This window comes from Polaromonas sp. P3_C2, assembly GCF_056402675.1.
Window position 1 is genome coordinate 1 of sequence record NZ_JBFUGX010000103.1, and the last position, 8,696, is coordinate 8,696.

Annotated in this window: 9 protein-coding genes; 3 read left to right on the forward strand and 6 right to left on the reverse strand. The window is 62.9% G+C overall.

Annotated features, from left to right (window positions below):
- Nucleotides 1-568: arylesterase (locus AC1DWI_RS06620; protein ID WP_477724568.1), on the reverse strand; the 568-nt coding region annotated here is incomplete at its 3' end.
- 103 nt (nt 569-671) lie between these two features.
- Here AC1DWI_RS06620 and AC1DWI_RS06625 point away from each other — a divergent pair.
- Nucleotides 672-1,418: an ABC transporter ATP-binding protein gene (locus AC1DWI_RS06625; RefSeq protein ID WP_477669366.1), complete on the forward strand. Its 747-nt coding sequence runs from the start codon at nt 672-674 to the stop codon at nt 1,416-1,418.
- A 113-nt stretch (nt 1,419-1,531) separates the two neighbouring features.
- Here AC1DWI_RS06625 and AC1DWI_RS06630 read toward each other — a convergent pair whose 3' ends face one another.
- Together AC1DWI_RS06630 and AC1DWI_RS06635 are read right to left on the reverse strand one after the other, a co-directional pair.
- On the reverse strand, nt 1,532-3,811 hold the full coding sequence (locus AC1DWI_RS06630; protein WP_477724565.1) for a protein kinase domain-containing protein: 2,280 nt from the start codon (nt 3,809-3,811) through the stop codon (nt 1,532-1,534).
- Between the two features lie 59 nt (nt 3,812-3,870).
- Complete coding sequence (locus AC1DWI_RS06635; protein ID WP_477669368.1) at nt 3,871-4,749, reverse strand: c-type heme family protein; 879 nt, start codon at nt 4,747-4,749, stop codon at nt 3,871-3,873.
- A 159-nt stretch (nt 4,750-4,908) separates the two neighbouring features.
- Here AC1DWI_RS06635 and rlmB point away from each other — a divergent pair, with 159 nt between their 5' ends.
- On the forward strand, nt 4,909-5,661 hold the full coding sequence (rlmB, locus tag AC1DWI_RS06640) for a 23S rRNA (guanosine(2251)-2'-O)-methyltransferase RlmB (RefSeq protein ID WP_477649216.1): 753 nt from the start codon (nt 4,909-4,911) through the stop codon (nt 5,659-5,661).
- The gene (locus AC1DWI_RS06645) at nt 5,658-6,809 is read left to right on the forward strand and encodes an NAD(P)/FAD-dependent oxidoreductase (protein ID WP_477669369.1); all 1,152 of its coding nucleotides are present in this window, start codon (nt 5,658-5,660) and stop codon (nt 6,807-6,809) included. Before rlmB ends, AC1DWI_RS06645 begins: the two co-directional genes overlap by 4 nt.
- A gap of 18 nt (nt 6,810-6,827) precedes the next feature.
- On the opposite strand, the gene AC1DWI_RS06650 is transcribed toward AC1DWI_RS06645, so the two are convergent.
- The 3 genes from AC1DWI_RS06650 to AC1DWI_RS06660 form a co-directional block, all read right to left on the reverse strand.
- Nucleotides 6,828-7,412, reverse strand: a complete 585-nt coding sequence (locus tag AC1DWI_RS06650) for a chromate transporter (protein WP_477724566.1) — start codon at nt 7,410-7,412, stop codon at nt 6,828-6,830.
- Nucleotides 7,409-7,984 (reverse strand): chromate transporter, encoded by a 576-nt coding sequence (locus tag AC1DWI_RS06655; protein ID WP_457280691.1) that lies wholly within the window; start codon nt 7,982-7,984, stop codon nt 7,409-7,411. The genes AC1DWI_RS06650 and AC1DWI_RS06655 overlap by 4 nt, the downstream gene beginning before the upstream one ends.
- Nucleotides 7,985-8,148: 164 nt before the next feature.
- Nucleotides 8,149-8,696 (reverse strand): GNAT family N-acetyltransferase (locus AC1DWI_RS06660; protein WP_477724567.1); only part of this gene is annotated, 548 nt, incomplete at its 5' end.

The window sequence follows — 8,696 nt, forward strand, 5'->3', positions numbered from 1 at the left end:
CAAGTATCTTCGCCTGCGACTGCTCGTTCGGGTGGATCCGGTCCGCCTGGAAGTTGGCCACCGGGTCGGCCGCGTCGGCAATGCCCTTGAGAAAGAAGGGCACCAGGGCTACTTTTTCCGCCTTGGCGATCTTGCCGAACAGCCCTGAAAACGTGGCCGCGTAGGCGCTGCCGTAGTTGGGCGGCACCTGCATGCCTACCAGCAGCACCCTGGCCCCTGTTTTTTTGGACGCCTGCGTCATCGTGACAAGATTCCTTTCGGTCATGTCCAGCGGCAATCCCCGCAGGGCATCGTTGCCGCCCAACTCAATCACCACCACCGCAGGCTTGTGCTGCGCGAGCAGCGCCGGCAGGCGCGAACTRCCGCCCGAAGTGGTGTCACCGCTGATGCTGGCGTTGACGACTTTGGCCGTCTTTTTTTCGCTGGCAAGCTGTTTTTCAAGCAGCGGCACCCAGCCCGTTCCGCGTTTCAGGCCGTATTCGGCGCTGAGTGAATCACCGACCACCAGAATGGTTTCCCCTTTGGGCACCGGCGTTTGCGCTATTGCCGCCGGAGCGCCGCCACCCATCACGGCGGCCACAAGCAGCGCCCCGAAAGGTTTTAGCAAACGCTTTGCCGCCGCAAGGGCAAGCTTGGTAAAGTCTGAATTCATATTTCCTGACAAGGCCGACATGTTTGAACCCGTGGTGAGTGGCGTGAATGATGGTTCCAGGGCTGCGGCTTCCGCTGTGCCCGCACCGTCCCCGACGTCTTCAATTATTTCCGTTGAGCATGTTTTCAAGTCGGTCACCGACTCCACCGGCACATTGGCCATTTTGCGCGATATTGACTTCGCCCTGGCTCCCCGGGAAACCGCCGCCATTGTCGGTGCGTCGGGTTCCGGCAAAAGCACCTTGTTGTCCATCATCGCAGGGCTGGATACCCCGACGCAGGGCACGGTCAGGCTGGCGGGGCAGGACATCTTTGCGATCAGCGAAGACGACCGGGCCGCCCTGCGAGCGCAGAAGGTCGGGTTTGTCTTCCAGAGCTTCCAGCTCATGGGCAATTTGACGGCGCTTGAGAACGTCATGCTGCCGCTGGAGCTGTCGGGCGCCAAAAACGCACGCTCGCTGGCCACCGACATGCTCAAGCGTGTCGGTCTGGGGGAGCGGCTGGGCCATTATCCGAAAGTGTTGTCTGGCGGCGAACAGCAGCGTGTGGCACTGGCCCGCGCTTTTGTGGTGCAGCCGGCGGTGCTGCTGGCCGATGAGCCGACAGGCAGCCTGGACTTTGCCACCGGCGAGACGGTGATGTCGCTGATGTTTGAGCTCAACCGCGAACTCGGCACGACCCTGGTACTGGTGACGCATGACCAGGCCATCGCGTCGCGCTGCGAGCGGCGCATCACCATTGATGCGGGGCGTGTCAGCCCGGAGTGATTTCGAAAATATCCCGGGCGAAAATCTTAAGGGGAAATGGCCTGGAGGCCTTTTTCATCGTGCGCAGGCAGCTATCAAAAGCATAGCGTATGCGAGGCTGAAAAAAGCTGCGCTCAGCGCCCCCCGTGCATTTTCTGCGCTACCGCCAGAAATTTCGCGCGGTCATCAGGCCGGTCAATCTGCTGGGCCAAGGCGTGGATCAGTGCCAGAAAGGTAAGTTGCCGGGCTGCTTCCTTGCGCACCAGGGTTTTGGCGAGCGGGCCGATATGCTGGCTGAGCGCGCGTTCCAGTTGCGCCTGCAGCTCCGCATTGAAATTCTGCACATTGATGGATGTGGAGGATGCCGAGGTCGTTCCGGATGTCGTTGCCGACGTGGACAGGGGCCTGCTCATGTCGCTGCGCAAGGGGCGGGAAAACGTCGAGGAAATGGGCCGGCTGTAGCTGCTGCTGCCGCCGGTGGACCGCAACGGGCCACTGGCGCCATGCAGCCCCGAATTCACCGTCGCGCTGGCGTGGCGCGGCTTCAGGAAGGCTTCGCGGGCTGTCGCATCGGGAATGGAAATGGCCAGCAGGTCGCGCAGCCCCTGGGCGCTGACCGTGCGCGGAATGGCCTTCTTGACCAGCACCTTGGCCAGAGGCCCGATGGCCTTGGCCAGCTCGTTTTCAATTTCCAGCGCGATTTCCGGGGTGAGCGACGCTAGCGCGGCAAACGATGCCGTGTGCTCGAACTCCATGTTGCGGGACATCGGCGCGGCCGGTGCGGCGTTCGGGTCCAGCACCGCATAGATCTCGTGCGAGCGCAGGTGCTTGTCCATGTGCGGGCCGAGGTAGTCGAAGAGGCTGGCGGCGCTGTCGGTGATGCGTGAAATCACGTCGTAATAGGCACGCGAGACCACGATCTGGTTGGGCCTGGAGAAGTCCATGATGCGCTGGGCCACATTGATGCCGTCGCCCACCACATTGACGCGGTTGTTGATGTCAAACACCATGCGGATCGGTCCCAGGTGCAGGCCCACCCTCAGGGACAGCTTGCGGCCGTACTTTTGTACCAGGAGGTCGCGCAGCAGCAGGGCCGATTGCAGGGCCTCTTCGGGGTCGCCCAGAAAGCAGATCGCCGCGCCGTCGCCGGTGTCGATCATGATCCGCGACGACTCCTTCACGCCGCCGATGGCCTTGGTGATGAGTTCGTTGAACAGGGTCTTCAGTGCCACCTGCTGGTCGACCGAATAGGTGGAGTAGGACACCAGGTCCAGGAACATGATCGTGCCCAGTACGTTCTTGCGCAGATTTTCGGCGCTATTGAGCGGAATGGACTGGGAATTGGCCGCGTAGGCGAGCACGGCGCTTTCGGACAGCAGCTTGCTTGTCTTTGTGGTTGACGTATCGGTCTGCGGCGCTACCGTCGCTACCGGGGCAATGGCGGCTGTGTTGGACGACGGGTTGGCGGCGCGGATGGTCTGCGTCTTGAGAAAGTCCGAGCTGATCAGGGCCTGGCGCAGGGCTCCGACGTCCTGCGGGCGCTGTGTTTCGTTGGGCATCATGGCCCAGTCAATGGCGCGCAGCAGGGGCGCACCGAAGACCACCGCGCTGGCCGTGTCGGCCGCCTTGGGCATGSTGTCCTCGCGCACSCGCGAAGCCGAYTCCATSGGCTTGTGSCCSGTYGTCATCCAGTACATCACCGCSCCCAGCGAATAGACGTCCGTCCACGGCCCCTGGTGKCCYTTGCTGTGGTACTGCTCRAACGGYGCGAARCCAGGGCTCACGATGTTGGTCATGTCSTGGTTGCCGGTCACGCGSCGGGCGGCGCCGAAGTCGAGCAGCACCGGTGTGCCGTCGGCGCGGATGTAGATGTTGTCCGGCTTGATGTCGCGGTGCAGGAAATTCACCTTGTGCACCGCTTCCAGCCCGTCCATCAACGGGTAGACGATCTTCAGCAGACCCTGTTGGTCCAGCGCCGGCTGCCTGGCCAGCCAGCGTTTGAGCGGGTCGCCGGACTCGTACTCCATGACGATGTAGGCGGTCCCGTTTTGCTTGAAGTAACGCAGCACCCGCACGATGTTCGGGTGGCGAAAGGACGCCAGCGCCCGCGCTTCGTCGAGGAAGCGCTCCAGCCCCCAATTGAACTGGCCGTTGTTCGCACTGGAGCGCACGTGCACCGACAGGTCCTCCGCGCGCACGGCCAGGTCGCCGGGAAAATACTCCTTGATGGCTACCGGCAACTGCAGGTTGATGTCCTGCGCCAGATAGGTGATGCCGAAGCCGCCGCCGCCCAGCATCTTGTCGATGCGGTATTCAAAAACGGTGTGTCCCGGCAGAAGCGCAGCCGCGTCTTTGCCTTCGCCGCCTGTGGGACGCACGGGCAGGGCTTGCGTTGTTTCTTCCGGTTCTTCCATTCGTGGGATCGATTCGTGGGGGCTGAGGGTGCCTGTGAATTATTGAGCCCGGCCGGACATCAGGCGCCGTGGTCGATCATCTGCATGGCTTTTTCGAGGCTGCGCCGCATGCGGTTGAACGCGCCGCCGAGCACGGACACTTCGTCTTTGCCGCCGTCAGCGAATTCCGGTACATCAAAGTCACCGGTGCTCACCTTGTCGGCGGCCTGGGACATGCGGCGGATAGGCCGCACGATGAGCCAGCTCAGCATCAGGTTAAGTACGACAAAAACTACGGCGAAGACAGTTGCCAGCGAGGCCATGAAGGTCTTGAAGGTGCGGTCTGCGTTGCGGATGGGAATGTCCATGGGAACGGTGACAACCTGCGCGCCGATGATTTCGTTGTGTTTCCAGCCGAAGCCGTTAGCCTCGCCATAGACCTTGATCATGCTGGCGGGCGCATTGGCCGGTACGCTGTGGCACTGCAGGCACGCCGCGTTGGTGATCTGGATGGGCTTGGCAATGTACAGCAGGCGGCCCGTGGCGGCGGAACGCTCGGAAATCAGTTCTTTCGATTCGGCATTCTGGCGAAATTGCTGGACGATATCCGCTTCCCAGTCGGTGGCGCGGTCGCGCGGGTTGGTCGGGTTCAGCGTGGCTTCCTTGTAGCCGTAGTCACGGTACTTTTTCTGGATGTGGCCCAGCGTTTCGGTGGCGGCGTAGGCCGGAACGGTCTGGGGCAGGAACACTTCCTCGAGTTGTTTGTCCAGGTGCGGCTTGATCTGCTCGACGGTGTAGGCCCGTACGGAAAGCGCGGTGTCCATCATGAGGCGGGCGTTGCGCAGCACCTCTTCGCGCGCATTGTCCTGCAGCAGCTGGCGCGAGATGTAGCCGGCCGCGGCAAAGCCGGCCAAAAAAACCACGACCAGCACCAAATTGAATTTCAGTCTCAAGCCCATAGCGCCTCCAGGTGCCCTGCAGTCAGCAGAGCGGGATTATTCAGCAGGTCCAACAAATTGTTACTATTTTAGTCCTGCCCGGGGGCCATTGTGCCCCGCTCGTCGCACCCGATACACCGGTAGTAATGCCAATTACGGCCAACAGTGATAATCGCTGCCATGTCTTCTTCTCCCAAAGTGCTTTTTGGCTTCCATGCCGTCGGCGTTCGTATCAAAACAGCGCCCCAATCCGTCCTGGAAGTGTTTTTCGATGTGTCCCGCCGCGATGCGCGCATGCGCCAGTTCACGGACCGGGCCCGGGAGGCGGGTGTGCGGCTGATCGAATCCGACGGTTTGCGCCTGGCAAAGATGTGCGGCAGCCACGGCCACCAGGGTGTTGTGGCCCGGGTCGACGCACTGGCGCAGGTCAAATCGCTCGACGAATTGCTGGAGCAACTCGAAGAAGCCGGTGTTGCCCAGCCGCTGCTGCTGGTGCTCGACGGCGTGACCGACCCGCACAACCTCGGCGCCTGCCTGCGTGTGGCCGATGGCGCCGGCGCCCAYGCGGTGATCGCGCCCAAGGACCACGCGGCCGGTATCAATGCGACCGTCGCAAAGGTCGCCAGTGGCGCCGCCGAAACCATGCCCTATTTCATGGTGACCAACCTGGCCCGTACCCTCGGCGAGCTCAAGGAACGCAACATCTGGTGCATAGGCACCAGCGACGATGCGGAAAAAACAATTTACGACGTGGACCTGAAAGGCCCTGTGGCGCTGGTGCTCGGCGCTGAAGGTGAGGGCATGCGCCAGCTCACGCGCAAGACTTGCGATGAGCTGGTCAGCATCCCGATGCATGGCGCGGTGGAAAGCCTGAATGTGTCCGTAGCCAGCGGTGTGTGCCTGTACGAAGCCCTGCGCCAGCGCAGGGCATGACGACGCCGCAGCACTTCGACCTGGTAGTCATAGGCGCCAGTTTTGCCGGGCTGGCCTGCGCGCGCGCCGCGGCCAGGGCGGGCCTGCAGGTCGCCATTGTCGAAAAGAAGACTTCTTCCGGCGACAAGCTGCACACCACCGGCATCATCGTGAAAGATGCCATAGACACCATCCCGTGGTTGCAGCAAGTGCCCGCGGCGCTGGTGCGGCAGGTGGACGGCGTGAGGCTTTATTCGCCCAATCTTCGCCATGTCGATCTGCACGCGCCCGGTTATTACTTCTGGGCAACCGACACGCCGGCCCTGCTGGACTGGATGTGTGCGTCCGTCGTGGCGGACGGTGTCACCTTGCTGGGCGGCACGCTGTTCGAGCAGGCTGCGCGAGACAGCGGCGGCTGGGCCGTGTCGGTCAAGTCGGTTGCATCGCAGGAGCCGATGGTGCTGCAGGCTCGCTATTTGGTCGGCGCCGACGGCCCCCATTCGCGTGTGGCCAAGGCTTTGGGCCTGTCGCTCAATACCCAGTTTCTCTTCGGCATCGAGCATGAATACGGCCAGGCCCGGCTGGATGCCAACCTGCTGCACTGCTTCATAGACCGCCAGCTCGCGCCCGGCTACATCGGCTGGGCTGTTGCGGGTGCCGGCATTCACCAGATCGGGCTGGCCAGGCGGATGTCCCCCTCAGGCGCGTCCGTGCCTGCCAAACAGGCGTGGATGGGCGCTTTCATGGAAAAAATCGCGCCGCATGTGGATGTCGGCAACGCAAGTCCGTTGGCGACGCGCGCCGGCATGATTCCCTGCGGCGGGGTGCTGAAGCGGGTGTCTGATGCACGCGTCATGCTGGTCGGTGACGCCGCCGGCATGGTGTCGCCCGTGACGGCTGGTGGCATCCACACGGCACTGCAGCATGGCGACGCGGTGGGCAGCGCGGTAGCCGCCTTTTTGCAAGGTGGTTCGGCCGATGGCAGCGACCCGGCTGATCCAGCGCAAGGGCTGGTGCGGCACTACCCGAAGTTCCGCGCCAAGCGCACGCTGCGCTGGCTGTTTGACCGCTTTCAGGCCGACTGGATCTTCAATATGGCCCTGGACACCGAACCCATGCGGCAGGCTGCGCGCATGGTGTACTTTCACCGGCGCGGCAAACCAGAGTAGCCGCCCCGAAACGGGTTGCTAGACCAGCCCATACCAGCCCAGCAATGCGCCAGCGCCCAGCAGCCACAGCAGATGGATTTTGCTGCGCCAGACAATCACGGCTGTGGTGGCCGCCAGCAGCCACACCGGCCAGTCTTTCAGCGAACTACCGTTGGCGGTGGCCAATATCCAGCTTGTCGCGATCAGCAAGGCCACCACGATGGGTCCCATGCCCTGCTTGAAAGCCCGCACCGCGCGTAGTTCGCGGTTGCGGTGACCCCACTGCGCGGCCAGGTAGGTGAGGGTGGTGCTGGGAATCAGGATGCCCAGCATCGCCAGGAAAACGCCCAGCRGCCCGGTCAGCATGCCCCCCGCGTTCAGCCCCACATTCCACCCCAGCAAAGCGATGAACAGCACATTCGGCCCGGGGGCTGATTGCGCAATGGCAATGGACGCGTTGAACTGCGCGTCGGTTAGCCAGTGCTGCTTGTCGACCAGGAAACGGTGCATGTCGGGTGCGGTGGTGATGGCGCCGCCGATCGACAGCAGCGACAGCGAGAGGTAATGCAGGAAGAGGTCAAACCATTCCCGAGCGCCGAAGACGAGGTGCAGCGACTCGGTCATGGTGCCAGCCTGCGGTAAGCGAGCACACAGGCCACGCCGCCCAGCCCCAGCAGCACGTAGGCCAGCGGAAAGCGCAGCAGGGCGATGGCCACAAAACAGGCCACACCGAACGCGGCGCACAGCTGCAGGCCCAGCACGTTTTTCTTGAGCGCGCCGAACAGCTTCAGGCCGGTCGCGCCGATCAGCCCTGCTGCCACGGCGCCCATGCCGCGCAGCGCGCCAGCCACGCCGGGATGCCCGGCAAACTGGGCATAGACCACGGCCAGCAGCAACACGAGCACCAGCGGTACCGTCAGCATGCCGGCCAGCGCTGCCAGGGCGCCCTTGAGGCCGAAGTAGCGGCCACCTATCATCAGTGAGATGTTGACTACATTGGGTCCGGGCATGATTTGCGCGACGGCCCAGTCTTCAATGAATTCCTCGCGCGTCATCCAGCGCTTTTTTTCGACCAGCTCGCGTTGCACGACAGCCAGTACACCGCCAAAGCCCTGAAGCGCCAGCAAGGTGAATGAAATGAAAAGGTCGGAGAGGGATCGGGGTTTCGGGTGGTCTTCGGCGGGAGGGGTGCTCATGCACCAATTATCGCCGCTTCATCGATGCACCACAGCCTGCGCACAGGAGACCGAGGACCGCCGTTTGCTATTAATAAGATAGCTGCTTGCGCCCGCCGAATATGCGCTGCAGGCCAAAATGGCATGAATTTCCGGGCCGGCGCCCGACATGCCCTGCATGGCGGCTACAGCCGCAGCTCCCAGGTTTCGCCGACCAGGTTTTTTTTCCCAAAGCCATGGTAGGGCTCGCTCCTGGTCAGCTTGAAACCACGCCTGGCGTAAATGGCGCGCGCTGCGTCCAGGCAGCTGTTGGTCCAGAGCACCATTTTTTTGTAGCCCTTGCTGCGCGCAAATGCGATGCACTCGTCGGCCAGTCGCCCGCCCAGGCCCAGTCCGCGCGCCTGCGGCGTGAGGATCAACATGCGCAGCTGGGCCACGGTGGCTGATTTACGCGCCACAAACACCGCGCCCGCGCGCTCACCGTCGACTTCGGCTATCCAGCACTTCTCCCATTCCGGCTGGTGGTTCTTGAGGTATTTGCCGGCAATATCGGCCACCAGGGCCTCGAACTCGCTGTTCCAGCCGTATTCACGCGCATAAATTTCACCGTGTTGCTGCACCACCCAGCCGATGTCGCCGGGCCCGGGGTCGCGCAACAGCACGGTTCGTGTCGCGGCAGGTTCCGTGCRGCTGGCCAAAAGCCGCTGCACCGTGGTCATGGCCGTCACCACCT